This window comes from Sphingomonas adhaesiva (assembly GCF_036946305.1).
Lineage (GTDB): Bacteria > Pseudomonadota > Alphaproteobacteria > Sphingomonadales > Sphingomonadaceae > Sphingomonas > Sphingomonas adhaesiva_B.
The window spans coordinates 535,235-550,226 of the sequence record NZ_JAQIJJ010000003.1 but is presented as its reverse complement, the minus strand read 5'-3'; the positions used below and the strand labels follow the sequence as shown (position 1 = coordinate 550,226).

The window sequence follows — 14,992 nt, the reverse complement described above, 5'->3', positions numbered from 1 at the left end:
TCGCCGCCATCGAGAGAGAAAGCGGTCCCTAAAACCACTACGAAGCGCCCGATCCTTGCGATCGGGCGCTTTTTTCATGCCCGGCATCGAGAGGCAGAGCGGGGCCGGCCGGGAGTGAGCCCCGGCGGATCGAGAGAGAGCGTCGCGGGGGTGCCGTCCATCCCACTCTCCCGAGGTGTTTCCCATGAACGTCATGCTTCCCGTACCCGGCCTGGCGGCCGCGCCAATCCCGCTTGGCCGTGATCCGGCCGCCCCCATCCTCGCTGCCGCGAACCTGCTGCTGCCGCATCTCGAGCGCGGCGCTCCCGTCGATACCGCGATGCTGCGCGACGCGATGGAGTCCGCCTTCGGCGCGTCGGACGCCGCCGGCGCCTGGGACTGGAAGCTCGCCTACGAGGCGGGCGAGGTCGCGACCATCCTGTTCCTGCGCAAATACGGCAAGGCGCTGTTCCGCAAAGCCGCGTCTCCGGCTGCACGTTTGTCCGTGCTGGCGAAGATCGCCGCCCTCCTGCCGACGCACACCCGGCGCTCCGAGGAGAGCCAGGCGATGCAGCAGTTCTCGACGCCGCTGCCGCTCGGGCTCGCCGCGCTGACCGCCGCCGCGATTACGCCGGCCGACCGCGTGCTGGAGCCCTCCGCCGGCACCGGCCTGCTCGCCATCCTGGCGCAGACGGCCGGCGCCGCGCCGATCCTCAACGAGCTGGCCGCTACCCGCGCCGACCTGCTCGCCCAGCTCTTCCCGGCCATTTCCGTCACGCGCTTCGACGCGGCGCAGATCGACGACCATCTCGATCCCGGCGTGGTGCCGTCCGTGGTGCTGATGAACCCGCCGTTCTCGGCGATGGCGCATGTCGCCGGCCGCGTTGCCGACGCGGGCCTCCGCCATGTCGCCTCGGCACTGGCGCGGCTCGCACCCGGCGGCCGGCTGGTGGCGATTACCGGCGCCAATGTCGGCCCGGACCTGCCCGACTGGCGCGACGCCTTCGTCCGGTTGCAGGAAACGGGCACGGTCGTATTCACCGCGACGGTCGCCGGCTCGGTCTATGCGAAGCACGGCACCAGCTTTCCGACGCGGCTGACCGTGATCGACAAGCGGGCCGCGGACGATCCGGTTCGGCCGCCCGCGTCGATGGGCATGGCGCCGGACGTGGCGACGCTGCTGGGCTGGATCGAGCGCGATCTGCCACCGCGCCTGCCGGTGACGCTACCAGCCGCTGCCGTTCCCGTCGCGGCCGTCACGCCGAAGACCGTACGCGGCTATCTCGCGCGCACGCCGGCTTCCCGTCCGGCGTCGGCCATCGATACCGATCCCGCAGGGGTCCCGCTCGCCTACGAGACCGTGGACTGGACACCGCCCGAGGGCGCACACCTGACCGAAGCGATCTACGAGACCTACGGCTTGCAGGCGATCCGTATCCCCGACGCGCGGCCGCACCCGACGACCCTCGTCCAGTCGGCGGCGATGGCGAGCGTCGCGCCGCCCAAGCCCGGCTACCGTCCGATGCTGCCCGCCGACATCCGCGAGCGCCTGTCCGCCGCGCAGCTCGAGACCGTGATCTATGCCGGCGAGGCGCACAGCGCCCATCTCGCCGGATCGTGGACGGTGGACGAGACGCTCGACCTCGTCTCCGCCGCGCGCGACGACGCCGAGACCGCCGTCCGCTTCCGGCAAGGCTTCATGATCGGTGACGGCACCGGCGTCGGCAAGGGCCGCGAGTCCGCCGCCATCCTCCTCGACAACTGGCTGCAGGGGCGGTGCAAGGCGGTCTGGATCTCGAAGTCCGACAAGCTGATCGAGGACGCGCAGCGCGACTGGGCGGCGCTCGGCATGGAGCGCCTGCTGGTCACCCCGCTGTCACGCTTCCCGCAGGGCAAGGCCATTCCGCTCAGCGAAGGCGTCCTGTTCACCACCTATGCCACGCTGCGCTTCGATGCGAAGGCCGAGAAGCTTTCGCGCGTCCGCCAGATCGTGGAATGGCTTGGGCCCGACTTCGAGGGAGTGATCGTCTTCGACGAGAGCCATGCCATGCAGAACGCCGCAGGCTCGAAGGGCGAGCGCGGCGACGCCGCCCCCTCGCAGCAGGGCCGCGCGGGCCTGCGTCTCCAGCACGCGCTGCCGAACGCGCGGGTCGTCTACGTCTCGGCAACGGGTGCGACCAGCGTCCACAACCTCGCCTATGCGCAGCGGCTCGGCCTCTGGGGCGGCGAGGACTTCCCCTTCGCCGGCCGGGCCGAGTTCGTCGCCGCGATCGAGGACGGCGGCGTTGCGGCGATGGAGGTGCTTGCCCGCGACCTGCGCGCGCTTGGCCTCTACACGGCCCGCTCGCTGTCGTTCGACGGGGTCGAGTACGATATGCTCGACCATGCGCTGACGCCGGCGCAGGTCCGCATCTACGATGCCTATGCTGAAGGCTTCGCGGTCATCCACAACAACCTCGACGCCGCGATGCGAGCCGCCAACATCACGGGCGGGGACGCCACGCTGAACCGTCAGGCCAAGTCCGCCGCCCGCTCGGCCTTCGAGAGCGCCAAGCAGCGCTTCTTCGGCCATCTCCTCACCTCGATGAAGACGCCGACGCTGGTCGCCGCGATCGAGGCAGACCTCGCTGTGGGCCATGCCGCCGTCGTCCAGATCGTCTCCACCGGCGAGGCGCTGATGGAACGCCGGCTTGCCGAGATCCCCACCGAGGAATGGGGAGACGTCCGCGTCGACATCACGCCGCGCGAGTACGTCCTCGATTACCTCGCGCATTCCTTCCCGGTGCAGCTCTACGAGCCGTTCACCGATGGCGAGGGCAACCTGTCCTCGCGGCCCGTCTTCCGCGACGGCCAGCCGGTCGAGAGCCGCGAGGCCGTCCGTTGCCGTGACGAACTCATCGAGCACCTCGCCGGCCTCGACCCCGTTCCGGGCGCGCTCGACCAGCTTGTCCAGCACTTCGGCACGGACATGGTGGCGGAGGTGACCGGCCGCTCGCGCCGGATCGTGCGCAAGGCGACGCCCGGCGGCGGCGACCGGCTCGCAGTCGAAACCCGTCCCGCCTCGGCTAACCTCGCCGAGACCGCTGCGTTCATGGACGATGTGAAGCGCATCCTGGTCTTCTCCGATGCCGGCGGCACCGGGCGCTCCTACCATGCCGAGCTGTCGGCCCGGAACCGGCGACTGCGTGTCCACTACCTCTTGGAGGCCGGCTGGAAGGCCGACGCCGCGATCCAGGGGCTCGGGCGCACCCACCGCACCAACCAGGCGCAGCCGCCGCTCTTCCGCCCGATCGCGACCGACGTGAAGGCCGAGAAGCGCTTCCTCTCCACCATCGCTCGCCGGCTCGACACGCTCGGCGCGATCACCCGCGGGCAGCGGCAGACCGGCGGCGCCGGCCTGTTCCGGCCCGAGGACAATCTCGAAAGCCCTTATGCCCGCGACGCTCTGCGACAGCTCTACCTGCTGCTCGTGCGCGGCAAGATCGAGGGCTGCTCGCTGGAGACGTTCGAGGCCGCGACCGGCTTGAAGCTGCTCGACGCCACCGGCGGCATCAAGGACGAGCTGCCGCCGATCACGACCTTCCTCAATCGGCTGCTCGCGCTCACCATCGCGCTCCAAGGCATTCTCTTCACCACCTTCGAGCAGCTTCTCGCGGCCAAGGTCGAGGGCGCCATCGCGGCGGGCATCTACGATGTCGGGCTGGAGACGCTGACGGCAGAGAGCTTCAAAGTCACCGACCGGCAGACGATCTACACCCATCCGCGCACCGGCGCCGAGACGCGGCTGCTGACGATCACCGAGCGGCGGCGCAACCGGCCGGTGACGGTCGAGGATGCGCTCTCTTGGGGCCACGAGCGCGTCGCGCGACTGCTGATCAACGAGCGCTCGGGCCGCGCCGCCGTGCAGGTGCCCGCGCCGTCGCTGATGCTCGACGATGGCGAGATCGAGCGGCGGATCCGGCTCATCCGGCCGATGGAGGCGCACGGGCTGCCGCTTCATACCCTCGCCGACAGCCACTGGGCCGAGGCTGACCGCGCCGCCTTCGTGACAGCGTGGGAGGCGGAGCTGGCCGATGTGCCCGAGTTCGCCGACACCACTCTCCACATGGTCGCTGGCCTGCTGTTGCCGATCTGGAAGCAGCTGCCGAACGAGTCGACGCGCGTCTACCGGCTTCAGGCCGATGACGGCGAACGCATTATCGGCCGCCGCGTTTCGGCCGGCTGGGCAGCGAACGCGCTCGCCACCGGCACGCCGGCGTTGACGCCCGATCAGGCCTATGCCGCGTTGGTCGAGGGCCGGACCATCCTCGACCTCGCCGAGGGTCTCCAGCTTCGCCGCGTCCGGGTGATGGCGGGCAATCGCATCGAGCTGACCGGCTTCACCGAGGCCATGCGCGAGCGGCTGCGCGCCTACGGCCTCTTCACCGAGATCATCTCGTGGAAGCTGCGCTTCTTCGTGCCGGTCGGCACAGAGGGACCGACCGTGCTCGCCCGGCTGCTCAACACCTATGCTATCGCGCGCGTCGCCGAACGGGAGGCGGCGTGATGGCCCGGCTCGACGCATCCGACCTGGCGCAGTGTCTCTGCCGACAGGCCGAGGCGGTGTGCCGTCACTATCTCGGCGCCGGACGGCGGCAGGGCAACTATTGGCAGGTCGGCGACGTGCGCAACACGCCCGGCCGCTCGATGTTCGTGCGGCTGAAGGACAGCCCAAAGGGGCCTGCGGGCAAGTTCAACGACATGGCGACGGGCGAGCATGGCGACCTGCTCGACGTGATCCGGGAGAGCCTCGGCTTGATCGACTTCGCCGATGTCGCCGAGGAAGCCCGCGCCTTCCTCAGCCTGCGGCATCCCGAGCCGGGGCCGGAAGAGCATCACCATAGATCGACACCCGCCCCGTCGGGCTCGACCGAGGCGGCACGGCGGCTCTTCGCGATGGGTATGCCGATCGCGGGCACGGTCGCAAAGACGTATCTCCGCAAACGCGGCATCACGGCTCTGCACGGAACCGACGCGCTCCGTTTCCATCCGCGCTGCTACTACCGGCCCGACGACGGCCCGAGCGAGACGTGGCCGGCGTTGCTCGCCCGCGTCACCGATCTCACCGGTCGGCAGACCGGCGCGCACCGCACCTGGCTCGCCCCCGACGGCTCCGGCAAGGCGCCGGTCGACACGCAGCGGAAGGCAATGGGCGACCTCAACGGGCACGGAGTCCGGTTCGGCATCGGCACCGACGTGCAGGCGGCCGGCGAGGGCATCGAAACGATACTGTCGCTGCGGTCGGCGTTGCCCGACTTGGCCGCTGTGGCGGCGCTCTCTGCGGCTCACCTCGGCGCCTTGGCTCTCCCGGACACGTTGCGGCGGCTCTATGTCGCACGCGACAACGGCGATGCTGGGGAGGCGATGGCGGCGATGCTGGCGGCCCGTGCGGAGGCGGTCGGGATCGAGGCGGTGGTGCTGGTGCCGACGCTCGGCGACTTCAACGACGATCTCATGGCGTTCGGCGTCGAGGGACTGCGGGCGGCGCTCCGGGCGCAGCTTCTGCCGCAGGACGTCGCTCGGCTGATGGCGCTGGCGGCGTGAGCCGGTAGCGGGAACGGCACGATCGGGCACGCGGTCGCCGCGGTGGCGGTGGGTCCGATCTTGCTGCCGCCGGAGAGAACCGCGACCGAGGCCTTCCGAGAGGGCGAACGGCCGTCAAACGGCCCGGCCCGGCAATGGCTGCGGCCGACGATTTTCCGCCGCCTTCGGCTTTGCATCGCGAGGCAAAATCGCCGGCCTTCGCCATCCTCCGCTGTGCTCCGGCCCGGTCGCGTGCCGCGCCGGGTGCAAGGCCGGACCGCCCGACGGCTGTCGTCGCCATGGAAGGCCGCGAGGGTCGCGGTCACCGGCGAAGGAACAGCCCCATGGCCCGCCACCACGACGACCACGAGCCCGAACACCAGGCCTCACCCACCGACCACGTCCTCCAGGAGCTTCAGCTCTACGGCTACCGCCCCTTCCAGGATGAGCCCGACCCCCGCCCGCTGCCCGAGGGCACCCACGTCGCCGGCATGATCGCCGACATCTTCGACGCCATCGCCGGAACGCTGCAGGACACCCGCCTCGAACCCGACCTCGACGATCTCCTCTGGTCCACCGTCAACCTCTTCCATCGCGCCACCGACCGCATCGAGCGCGAGCTGGACGACAACGAGCAGGCGCAGAAGCGCGGCCAGCGCGAGCAGGACGGCTCCGAGGTGAAGTCGGTCGAGCTGGAACGCCACATCGCCGAGGGACAGACGCTCCTCGAACGCCGCGACGCCTTCGAGGTGATGCGCGACCAAGCCGCGGATGCCTTCGAGCGCCTGACCCGCTCACCCTGGCGCCCGCGCACCGGCTCGATGGTCAACCATCGCAACCTCACCGCCGCGATGATCGACAGCCGCGACTTCCTCGCCGCCAAGCGCCGCGCCGAGACCGAGGTGATGCTGCCGGCCGGCCCCAAGATCGCCTTCACCGGCGGCCTCGACTGCACCGACCACCAGCGCATCTGGGCCAGGCTCGATCAGGTTCACGCGAAGCACCCCGACATGGTGCTACTGCACGGCGGCTCACCGAAAGGCGCCGAACTGATCGCCTCGCGCTGGGCCGATCACCGCAAGGTGCCGCAGGTCGCCTTCAAGCCCGACTGGACGAAGCACTCGAAGGCCGCGCCCTTCAAGCGCAACGACGCGATGCTCTCCGTCCTGCCGATCGGCATCCTCGTCTGGCCCGGCACCGGCATCCAGGACAATCTCGCCGACAAGGCGAAGAAGCTCGGCATCCCGGTCTGGCGGTTCGACACGGGCGGCGCATGAACGCCGCCTGACAGCCAACTGAGAAAGCCACGGCGGCATTCAGGTAGTCTAGCGCTTGACGCCGGAACTGCCTGCCGCTCTGCTCGCCTTCATGTTCGTACCTCCCAACGCCATTCAGCTCAGGGTGTCCATCGACGGCATCGATCCACCCGTCTGGCGTCGGCTGGTGGTGCCGGCAGCATGGGATCTCGCCCAGCTGCACCTCGTCATCCAGGCGGCGTTCAACTGGTGGAACTACCATCTTCACGAGTTCCAGATCGGCGGCCTTCGGTATGGCGATGCCGCGCTCTCCGACGAGGGCTCGGTCGATGGCGACCTGCGCGTCTTCGACGAACGTGAGATCCGCCTGCGTGACTTCCGAGGTGACGCGATTTCGTTCGCCTACCTCTACGACTTCGGCGACGACTGGCATCATACGATCGAGATCGAGGACATGCTGTTCCTCGATCCCGCTCCGCTCCACGCGACCTGTATCGACGGTGCCCGTGCACGCCCGCCCGAAGATGTTGGCGGCATCCCCGGATACGAGCAGTTCCTCGACGTGATCGCGGATCCGAAGCACCCCGAGTATAAGGAGACCAATCGCTGGTGCGGCGGCCATTTCGACCCCGAGTGGTTCGATCTTGCGATGGTGAGCAAGGATATGCGCGGCGCATTGAAACCGGGTGTAAAGCGGCGGCTGCATCAGCCGAAACCTAGGAAGTCTGTCACTTAATCGGGCAATCGGGCAGGTTCAAACCGGTCTCTCCGACATACCGATCGTACGGGCGTTGCCCTACGGGCCGCGCTTTCGGCTTCGCCGGAGCCACGGTGCCCGCGTCTCCGCCATACGGCTTCAATCGCTAACGCGGGCGGCGGCGAATTTTCAGGTAGCATTACCGGCGTTCCACAGCACCGTTCCCCAATACGACCTGCCGGCTGACACCCCAGCGTCCGGTGACCTGCCAAAGGCTGCTACGTTCATCTACGAGCCATTCAGCACTGACCTCGTGCATGATCACCCGCGGGTTGGCACACGACGGCAAGAAGTCCGAGCCGTTGAAGGAGGCCATCTGACACCTGTCCGGGATGCGGAACACCACCCCCGCTTCTCTGCGCTGATCCTTGGTCAGACGGATCGCTTCATACGATCAACCCGCTTCGGGGTCGGCTATGCGAGCATGCCGCCGCTGCGGCTTCGCCTCCGCGGTGATCGCAGCGCTCCGCCCGACACATCGGGCGCCTGTCAGCGGGGGATGGTCCTCCGCTCGGAACAGGAGCCGGACCGATGTCCCTCACCGACGCACACGCCTTCGCCTTCAGCCTCGCCACCACGCTGATGGTCACGATCGCGATCTTCCGCGCCGGCGACGGCAGCTTCTCGGTCGCGCCCGCCGCAGAGATCGACGCCGACGTCGAAGTGGTCGCCGAGATGGATCCCTACAGCCCGTAAGGGCGTGCGGATCATCGACGCCGAGCGCCGACCGGATCGGTTTGCGCTCCCCGCGAGAGGCCCTTTCTGCTACGTCGGACCCGCGCCGCGGTGGTGGTGGAGGCGCGACCGTCAGACCTATTCTCACGGAGACACCACCATGATCGTCCTGGGTATCTTGTTGTCGATCGCGACGATCGGCTTCTTCTGCTGGCTGCTGTTCACGCTCGCGGTCTTCGCGCTGCCCTTCTTCGTCGGCGTGACCGCTGGCACCTGGGCTTTCCACACCGGCGCGGGCTGGCTCGGCGCCATCGTCGTCGGCGCGCTCGCGGCCGGGCTCACCTTCGGCGGCGGCCAGGCGCTGCTCGCCACCGTGCGGCCGACCGGGGCGCGAGCGCTGATCGCGTCCGTCTTCGTAGCCCCCGCGATCATCGCAGGCTACCATGCGACGCACGGCATCGTGCAGCATCTGATGCCGTCCGGCGCGTGGCAGACGGTGTTCTCGGCGACGGGCGCTATGGCGGTGGGGGCGACGGCGTTCGTGCGGCTCGTTGGCATGGCGGCCGGGCCTTCCGGTCGGGTACTCACACCGGGCGCGGCTAACTGACTGTCCTGTTCGCCAGACCAACATGGCCGTCGATCTCCGCCCCGTCGTCCGGGAGGTTTGCCGAAAGCGGTTGATCAGGCCGTGGCGATGACGCAGCGATGCGTGTCCCGCAGGTGAGCGTCCTCGGGGCAGCTGCGATCTTGCAACGGCCGGCGTACAGTTTGGAGGCGTGGTGATCCCGTGCGGCATGTCCCGAGACGAACGGTGCTCCTGCCTGTTCGAGGCTGTGACGGCCTCAGAACCCGGTCCGGTTTTCTGATGCGGCACGGATGAACGCCATCGTCTCCGCTTTCCCCTTGTCCGACGCCCGCTCCGAATGGCCTCTGTGATGGGCTGATCTGGCCGAAGGACGGCTGCGCCTCGACTGCCTGAGCCGCAACGGCGTGTCCACGACTTTCTTCCCCCGGGCTTCGCCCGTTCCTCGCGAGGCAAGAAAGCCGCGTCCCCGCCATCCTCCGCTGGCGCTTCGGTCGCGGTGCGATGCGGCGGCGGTCGCCTCCGGCCCCTGGATCGCCATCGAGGCCGCAACGGTGCGGGCTCGGGAACAAGGAACGGAAGACCATCATGGCGACCATCGGCACCTTCAAGAAGACCGCCTCGAACGAGTTCACCGGCGAGATCGTCACCCTCAGCGTCCAGGCCAAGGGCGTCCGCATCGTCCCGGAAAGCAGCCGCTCGGGCGACAACGCCCCCAGCCACCGCGTGCTGGTCGGCCGCGTCGAGATCGGCGCCGCCTGGTCCAAGCGCTCCAACGAGGGCCGCGACTATCTCGGCCTCAAGCTCGACGATCCGAGCTTCACCGCCCCCATCTACGCCAACCTCTTCGACGACGAAGACGGCGACACCTACTCGCTGATCTGGTCCCGCCCCAACGGTCGGCGAGGCGACTGACGCGGGCGCGAGGCCCCGGCCGGACAGGCCGGGGCCTTCGGCTTGCGAGCGCCGAATCAGATCGTCCGCAAGCAGGCGCGACGACCGCTCACGCTCCGGTTCACGGTAGCGCTGGACCGCTAGAGCGACTAATATAGCCGTAGTTCTGGCGCGCGCCGGGATCGGGGTGGTGGTGGTCGGGCATGATCACCGCCCGCCAATCGCGGGCCGCGCGCGCGTTGCTGAACTGGACGCAGGAGACGCTCGCTGAAGAGGCCCGGGTATCGCTTACCGCCCTCAAGCGCCTCGAGTCCGAGAACGGGCTCGACGTGTATGAGTCGACGCGTGACCAGATCCGCCGCGCCTTCGAGGCGGCCGGCATCGTCCTGCTCGTCACCGACAAAGGCGAAGGCGTCCTCCTCCTTCACGATCCGGCCGACGAGAAAGCGCCCCGTCCACCCCGACGCTGAGCGAATTGGACTTACGAGCGCCACATCTCGGCGCTTGGCTGGCGCATATCGATGATGAAGCTGATTAACCGGGGATAATGCTCCAGAATGGAGGCATCATGGGCCAGGCGACGCCACGACTTCTCGACGATCCGCCGGTCGGCGATCAGCTGACCGACTACGATCGCGAGCACATGGTGCTCTATCTCCGGCTGCTCGACGCCGCGCGCGACGGAGCCGACTGGCGCGAGGCCGTGCAGGTCCTGTTCGGTCTCGATCCAACGGCGGAACCGCAGCGCTGCCGGCACATGCACGACACCCATCTCGCGCGTGCCCGCTGGATGACCGAGCAGGGCTACCGTCACCTCGTCCGCGAGGGCCAGCGCGCATCGTGATGCTGCTGCGACATCACCCGGTGCCGACATGGTGGCTTCCGTCGGCCATTCAAAGCGAGAAGTCTGCCTTTCCCGCAATTCGTGACAAGACGAAGGGGAGGATCACCGTGACACCAGACCCATCCGGGTGGCGCTCGCCAACTGAATATGCCCGCGCCGAAACCTTGTCCGCATCCGATCTCGGCTGGGAATGGCTGCGGCGCAACGAGGACTACAGCCGCGACTACGACACCTTCGCGGCAAGCGCGTCCGACGTCGATGCCGGCGCCATGACCGAACTTATCGGGGAGCGCTGGGGGTTGCGATTTCGCCGTCGACCCGCAAGCCATCCCGCCGCACACGCCGGTCTTCTGGCGGCCTGAGGACGACACCAGCGTCGTTCTCCTTGGGCCGCCACCGGCCGCGCTGACCCGGTTCGGAACCGAGGATGCGATCCCGGCGGTCGACGGAGGCGGCGGTGCGACAGCCCCTTCCAACATGGAAGCCAGGTCGGTCGCCTTCGATCTCGGCGACAGCCGAACCTTGCCGCTGCTCCGCATCACCGTCGACGGGTGCGACACGCTCATGGCGCTCGTGCCGCTCGGCCTCGACGGGTTCGACCGCGTCGAGGCGATCCGACAACTCCTGTCCCGGCTTCACGGACGCGCCGTTCCCGCCGACACACGCCTGACCCGCCAGCAGCGCCGGCGTCAGCGCCGCATGCTGCAAGCCATCGACGGCAGCCGATCCGGTGCGACACACCAGGAGATCGCCCAAGTCGTGCTCCATGCCGAGCGCGTGAACCGCGACGAATGGCAGGCGTCATCGGCTCGCCATGCCGTCGCGGCGCTGCTTCGGGACGCCCGCGCCCTGATCGCCGGCGGCTATCGCAGGCTCCTCCGCCATCGTCGGCAGCCCTGAACGAAGTCATCCCTGGCTTCGCTTGTCGTGTTGACGCGCCGAATGTTGCGCCGCGCGGCGGTGCGCGATTTCGCCATCCCCCGAATTCACGCTGCACTTCGCCGGTCCTGCTTCGCCATCGTGACCCGTGTTCACCGCCGCTGACCGGCGGTGCGCGCGACCCTCACGAAAGGCCGATCCATGCGCCCCGACGCCGCCGTTTTGCCGCCGCGCTACCTGCGCACCAAGGAAGCGGCCGAGTTCCTGAGCCTCTCCGCCCGCACGCTGGAGAAGCACCGGACCTACGGAACCGGCCCGGCATATCGCAAGCTCGGCGGCCGCGTCGTTTATTCCGTCGACGACCTGCAGACGTGGACGGCGCGCGGCGCCGTGACCTCGACCTCAGACCCGCGTGGGTCCGTGCTGCCTGCCAAGCGCCACGCCTTGCCCGCCGTGGCGCAGCCCGGCCGCTACGCGCGCTGACGCGTGACCCGTGACGCCGGCGAACGCGCGCAACTCGACCTGTTCCGGGCGCTGCCCGGCGACCTCGCCCCCCGCGATGCGCAGGATCTCATGGCCTATCCCTTCTTCTCGCTCGCCAAGTCGAAGCGCCTCGCGCCCATCGACTTTCGCGCCGGCACGGTCGTGATCCGCGTCGAGGCTGTGCCTGAACACGGCATGGCGACGATCTGGGACGCCGACGTGCTGATCTGGGCGGCAAGCCAGATCGTAGAGGCCCGCGATGCCGGGCTGAAGCCGTCGCGCCTGATGGCGACGACGCCCTACGAGATCCTCAACTTCATCGGCCGCGGCGTCAGCTTGCGCGACTACGACCGCCTGAAGGCCGCCCTCGACCGTCTCCAATCGACCACGATCGCGACCTCGATCCGCCAGCCGACCGAGCGGCGGCTGCACCGCTTCTCCTGGATCAACGAGTGGAAGGAGCGCGCCGACGCCTCCGGCCGGCCGCTCGGCCTCGAACTGATCCTGCCCGACTGGTTCTTCGCCGCCGTCCTCGACGACGCGCTCGTGCTCACCATCGACCGGGCTTACTTCGACCTGACGGGCGGGCTGGAGCGCTGGCTCTACCGCCTCGTGCGCAAGCACGGCGGCCGGCAGGAGGGCGGCTGGAGCTTCGATCTCCCGCACCTCCACGCCAAATCCGGCTCGCTCTCGCCCCTCAAGCACTTCGCCTACGATCTGCGCGAGATCGTGCGTCGCCAGCCGCTGCCGGGCTATCGGCTGACGCTCGAAGCCGGCGGATGCAGCCCCGATCGGCTCGCCTTCGCGCCGACCGAGCTGCCGCCCTTCAGCTACACGCCGCGCCCTCGCCGCGTGGCCCAGCCTGGGGATAAGCTGTGAATCCCCTCGTGCTATCGGGGACCGGAACCCTCGTGCCATCGGGGACCGCAGGCTCGTGCTATCGGGGACCGAAATCGCCGATTCAGCATTTGAAGTCAGCAGCTTGCGCGCCCTCTAACACTACTAACCAGAATTACTTCGTAATTCTTCTAACGCATCCCGCCGTTTCTACGACAACCCGCACGCTTCGCTCCTACCGAGCCGGGAGCGCGTCATGATCGTGGCGCTGCTCAACCAGAAGGGCGGTGTCGGCAAGACGACGCTCGCCCTGCATCTCGCCGGTGAATGGGCCGGAAGAGGGGAGCGCGTCACGCTGATCGACGCGGATCCGCAGGGCTCGGCGCTGGATTGGGCGCAGGCGCGCGGCCGGGACGGTGCGCCGCGGCTGTTCGGCGTCTTGGGCCTCGCCCGCGACACGCTGCACCGGGAAGCGCCGGAGTTGGCGCGATCCGTCGACCATGTCGTGATCGACGGGCCGCCGCGCGTCGCCGGGCTGATGCGCTCAGCGCTGCTCGCCGCCGACCTCGTGCTGATCCCGGTTCAGCCATCGCCCTTCGACGGCTGGGCCTCGGCCGAGATGCTGGCGCTTGTCGCCGAGGCGCGCATCTACCGCCCGAACCTCATCGCCCGCTTCGTCCTCAATCGCTGCGCGGCGCGCACCGTCATGGCGCGCGAGACGGCTGAGACGCTCGCCGAGCACGATCCGCCGGTCCTCGCCACGTCGATCGGCCAGCGCGTTGCCTTCGCGGCCGCCGCGCAGGTGGGCCGTCTCGTCTCGGAGCTCGACGGCGATGCACCCGCCGCGCGCGAGATCGCGGCGCTGGCCGACGAGATCGAGCGGCTCGGCATCCCGGGGGCGACGTCGTGAGCGATCGTCCGACCCGACGCGGCTTCGCCACCCGGCCCGCCGATCCGGAACGCTGGGTCCGGACGGCCGAAGCGCCGGCTCGTCGCACCGAGGGCGACGCCGGCTTCACCGCGCGGCTGACGATCGACGTCACGCCCGATCAGCGCGGCCGGATCAAGATCGCCGCCTTCCGGCGCGGCATCACCGTCGCCGACATGCTGCGCGAGCTGCTCGCGCGCGAGTTCCCACCCACCGCAGGAGACCAGTCATGACCGGCGTTCCCGTGCCCGGCGTCGCCGTCGCGCCCGCGTCATCGCCGCCGCCCGATGGCCTGACCCATGTCGAGCTGACCTACGTCGAGAAGCGCATCGAAAACTGGATCCGCTTCGGCGCAGTCGCGGCCGACCGGATTCTCGACCGCCGCCGTCGCGTCGTGTCTTTTCGTCCAGGCAGCGTCTTCGCCTTCGTGCGCTGGGCCGCCAACGACTACGGCACGATCGTCTCGCGCATCGACATCGTGCAGGCGGTCGAACCGGGCACGGCGTTCCAGACGCTGCCCTTCGTGCAGCCGGGCGGCGCAATCCTCCTGAAGATCGAGGGCTGGCCGAAGGTCGAGCGCGTCCTTCAGCACGTCGATGCGATCGAGTCCCTCCGCATCGATCCGGTCGATGTCTCGCCGGACCATTGGCGGCACGTCCACAGCCGCATCGGCGTCGGCCAGGAGCTGCGCCGCTACACGGCCGAGCAACACCGCGCCTTTGTCCTGCGGCGGAGCATGGGGCGATGAGCCGCCGCTTCTATGTCCTCGCGACCGCACTCGCCGTGCTGCTCGTCGCGATGCTGACCTGCATCAGCGTGACCCCGCGGCTGATCTGGAACGCGTCAGCGAGCGTGCCGGTCGGACTCTACGCGCTCCATCCGGACGCGCGCCCGGGCGTCGGCGATCTCATCGCGGTCCGACCGCCCGCGCTGCTCGCGCGCTTCCTGGCGGAACGGCACTACCTGCCGCTCGATGTGCCGCTGATGAAGCATGTCGCGGCACGGCCGGGGCAGGAAGTCTGCCGGCAGGACCGCACGATCACCGTCGACGGCGTGCCCTTTGGGGACGCGCTCGACCGCGACCGGCTCGGTCGACCGCTGCCGGTCTGGCGAGGCTGCCGGCGGCTCGGAACCGGCGAGCTGTTCCTGATGAACGGTGCCGTCCCTGATAGCCTGGACGGTCGCTACTTCGGTCCGCTGCCGGCCTCTACCGTGATCGGCACCGCGACGCCGCTATACACCGACGAAGACGGCGACGGCCGCTTCGTCTGGCGTGCGCCGACGCGCTGATCGCGCCGCCATCCTCAACCCGAAC

Annotated in this window: 17 protein-coding genes; all 17 read left to right on the top strand. The window is 69.1% G+C overall.

The window, feature by feature from the left end; genetic code table 11:
* Window positions 1–184 precede the first annotated feature (184 nt).
* The 17 genes from PGN14_RS06210 to PGN14_RS06130 all read left to right on the top strand — a co-directional run bounded on the left by PGN14_RS06210 (window position 185) and on the right by PGN14_RS06130 (window position 14,967).
* Window positions 185–4,525, top strand: a complete 4,341-nt coding sequence (locus tag PGN14_RS06210; RefSeq protein WP_335298551.1) for a strawberry notch family protein — start codon at window positions 185–187, stop codon at window positions 4,523–4,525.
* Complete coding sequence (locus PGN14_RS06205) at window positions 4,525–5,562, top strand: DUF7146 domain-containing protein (RefSeq protein WP_335298550.1); 1,038 nt, start codon at window positions 4,525–4,527, stop codon at window positions 5,560–5,562. The genes PGN14_RS06210 and PGN14_RS06205 overlap by 1 nt, the downstream gene beginning before the upstream one ends.
* Before the next feature lie 323 nt (window positions 5,563–5,885).
* On the top strand, window positions 5,886–6,818 hold the full coding sequence (locus PGN14_RS06200) for a DUF2493 domain-containing protein (RefSeq protein ID WP_335298549.1): 933 nt from the start codon (window positions 5,886–5,888) through the stop codon (window positions 6,816–6,818).
* A gap of 55 nt (window positions 6,819–6,873) precedes the next feature.
* Window positions 6,874–7,533, top strand: coding sequence for a plasmid pRiA4b ORF-3 family protein (locus PGN14_RS06195; protein ID WP_335298548.1), 660 nt, complete (start codon window positions 6,874–6,876; stop codon window positions 7,531–7,533).
* Between the two features lie 552 nt (window positions 7,534–8,085).
* Window positions 8,086–8,250, top strand: a complete 165-nt coding sequence (locus PGN14_RS06190) for a hypothetical protein (RefSeq protein WP_335298547.1) — start codon at window positions 8,086–8,088, stop codon at window positions 8,248–8,250.
* Between the two features lie 139 nt (window positions 8,251–8,389).
* On the top strand, window positions 8,390–8,836 hold the full coding sequence (locus PGN14_RS06185; protein WP_335298546.1) for a hypothetical protein: 447 nt from the start codon (window positions 8,390–8,392) through the stop codon (window positions 8,834–8,836).
* A 564-nt stretch (window positions 8,837–9,400) separates the two neighbouring features.
* A complete protein-coding gene (locus PGN14_RS06180; RefSeq protein WP_335298545.1) occupies window positions 9,401–9,727 on the top strand; it encodes a DUF736 domain-containing protein in 327 nt (108 codons plus the stop codon).
* Window positions 9,728–9,909: 182 nt separating this feature from the next.
* Window positions 9,910–10,176 (top strand): helix-turn-helix domain-containing protein, encoded by a 267-nt coding sequence (locus tag PGN14_RS06175; RefSeq protein WP_335298544.1) that lies wholly within the window; start codon window positions 9,910–9,912, stop codon window positions 10,174–10,176.
* 98 nt (window positions 10,177–10,274) lie between these two features.
* On the top strand, window positions 10,275–10,550 hold the full coding sequence (locus tag PGN14_RS06170) for a DNA -binding domain-containing protein (protein WP_335298543.1): 276 nt from the start codon (window positions 10,275–10,277) through the stop codon (window positions 10,548–10,550).
* Complete coding sequence (locus PGN14_RS06165) at window positions 10,550–10,912, top strand: transcriptional regulator domain-containing protein (protein ID WP_335298542.1); 363 nt, start codon at window positions 10,550–10,552, stop codon at window positions 10,910–10,912. Before PGN14_RS06170 ends, PGN14_RS06165 begins: the two co-directional genes overlap by 1 nt.
* A gap of 115 nt (window positions 10,913–11,027) precedes the next feature.
* Window positions 11,028–11,450 (top strand): DUF2285 domain-containing protein, encoded by a 423-nt coding sequence (locus PGN14_RS06160; protein ID WP_335298541.1) that lies wholly within the window; start codon window positions 11,028–11,030, stop codon window positions 11,448–11,450.
* Window positions 11,451–11,630: 180 nt separating this feature from the next.
* Window positions 11,631–11,912 carry a helix-turn-helix transcriptional regulator gene (locus tag PGN14_RS06155; RefSeq protein WP_335298540.1) on the top strand — a complete coding sequence of 94 codons (282 nt, stop codon included), beginning with the start codon at window positions 11,631–11,633 and terminating at the stop codon, window positions 11,910–11,912.
* A 3-nt stretch (window positions 11,913–11,915) separates the two neighbouring features.
* Window positions 11,916–12,791: a replication initiator protein A gene (locus PGN14_RS06150; protein WP_335298539.1), complete on the top strand. Its 876-nt coding sequence runs from the start codon at window positions 11,916–11,918 to the stop codon at window positions 12,789–12,791.
* A 214-nt stretch (window positions 12,792–13,005) separates the two neighbouring features.
* On the top strand, window positions 13,006–13,659 hold the full coding sequence (gene parA, locus PGN14_RS06145; RefSeq protein WP_335298538.1) for a ParA family partition ATPase: 654 nt from the start codon (window positions 13,006–13,008) through the stop codon (window positions 13,657–13,659).
* A complete protein-coding gene (locus tag PGN14_RS06140; protein ID WP_335298537.1) occupies window positions 13,656–13,910 on the top strand; it encodes a ribbon-helix-helix protein in 255 nt (84 codons plus the stop codon). The genes parA and PGN14_RS06140 overlap by 4 nt, the downstream gene beginning before the upstream one ends.
* Complete coding sequence (locus tag PGN14_RS06135) at window positions 13,907–14,425, top strand: DUF2840 domain-containing protein (RefSeq protein WP_335298536.1); 519 nt, start codon at window positions 13,907–13,909, stop codon at window positions 14,423–14,425. The genes PGN14_RS06140 and PGN14_RS06135 overlap by 4 nt, the downstream gene beginning before the upstream one ends.
* Window positions 14,422–14,967, top strand: coding sequence for a S26 family signal peptidase (locus tag PGN14_RS06130; protein WP_335298535.1), 546 nt, complete (start codon window positions 14,422–14,424; stop codon window positions 14,965–14,967). Before PGN14_RS06135 ends, PGN14_RS06130 begins: the two co-directional genes overlap by 4 nt.
* The last annotated feature ends 25 nt before the right edge of the window (window positions 14,968–14,992 follow it).

Bases quoted from the DNA above. Each gene is read 5' to 3' on its own strand.
- PGN14_RS06210 (WP_335298551.1), top strand. From the start codon at position 185: ATGAACGTCATGCTTCCCGTACCCGGCCTGGCGGCCGCGCCAATCCCG.
- PGN14_RS06205 (WP_335298550.1), top strand. From the start codon at position 4,525: ATGGCCCGGCTCGACGCATCCGACCTGGCGCAGTGTCTCTGCCGACAG.
- PGN14_RS06200 (WP_335298549.1), top strand. From the start codon at position 5,886: ATGGCCCGCCACCACGACGACCACGAGCCCGAACACCAGGCCTCACCC.
- PGN14_RS06190 (WP_335298547.1), top strand. From the start codon at position 8,086: ATGTCCCTCACCGACGCACACGCCTTCGCCTTCAGCCTCGCCACCACG.
- PGN14_RS06185 (WP_335298546.1), top strand. From the start codon at position 8,390: ATGATCGTCCTGGGTATCTTGTTGTCGATCGCGACGATCGGCTTCTTC.
- PGN14_RS06180 (WP_335298545.1), top strand. From the start codon at position 9,401: ATGGCGACCATCGGCACCTTCAAGAAGACCGCCTCGAACGAGTTCACC.
- PGN14_RS06175 (WP_335298544.1), top strand. From the start codon at position 9,910: ATGATCACCGCCCGCCAATCGCGGGCCGCGCGCGCGTTGCTGAACTGG.
- PGN14_RS06170 (WP_335298543.1), top strand. From the start codon at position 10,275: ATGGGCCAGGCGACGCCACGACTTCTCGACGATCCGCCGGTCGGCGAT.
- PGN14_RS06165 (WP_335298542.1), top strand. From the start codon at position 10,550: ATGCTGCTGCGACATCACCCGGTGCCGACATGGTGGCTTCCGTCGGCC.
- PGN14_RS06160 (WP_335298541.1), top strand. From the start codon at position 11,028: ATGGAAGCCAGGTCGGTCGCCTTCGATCTCGGCGACAGCCGAACCTTG.
- PGN14_RS06155 (WP_335298540.1), top strand. From the start codon at position 11,631: ATGCGCCCCGACGCCGCCGTTTTGCCGCCGCGCTACCTGCGCACCAAG.
- parA (WP_335298538.1), top strand. From the start codon at position 13,006: ATGATCGTGGCGCTGCTCAACCAGAAGGGCGGTGTCGGCAAGACGACG.
- PGN14_RS06135 (WP_335298536.1), top strand. From the start codon at position 13,907: ATGACCGGCGTTCCCGTGCCCGGCGTCGCCGTCGCGCCCGCGTCATCG.
- PGN14_RS06130 (WP_335298535.1), top strand. From the start codon at position 14,422: ATGAGCCGCCGCTTCTATGTCCTCGCGACCGCACTCGCCGTGCTGCTC.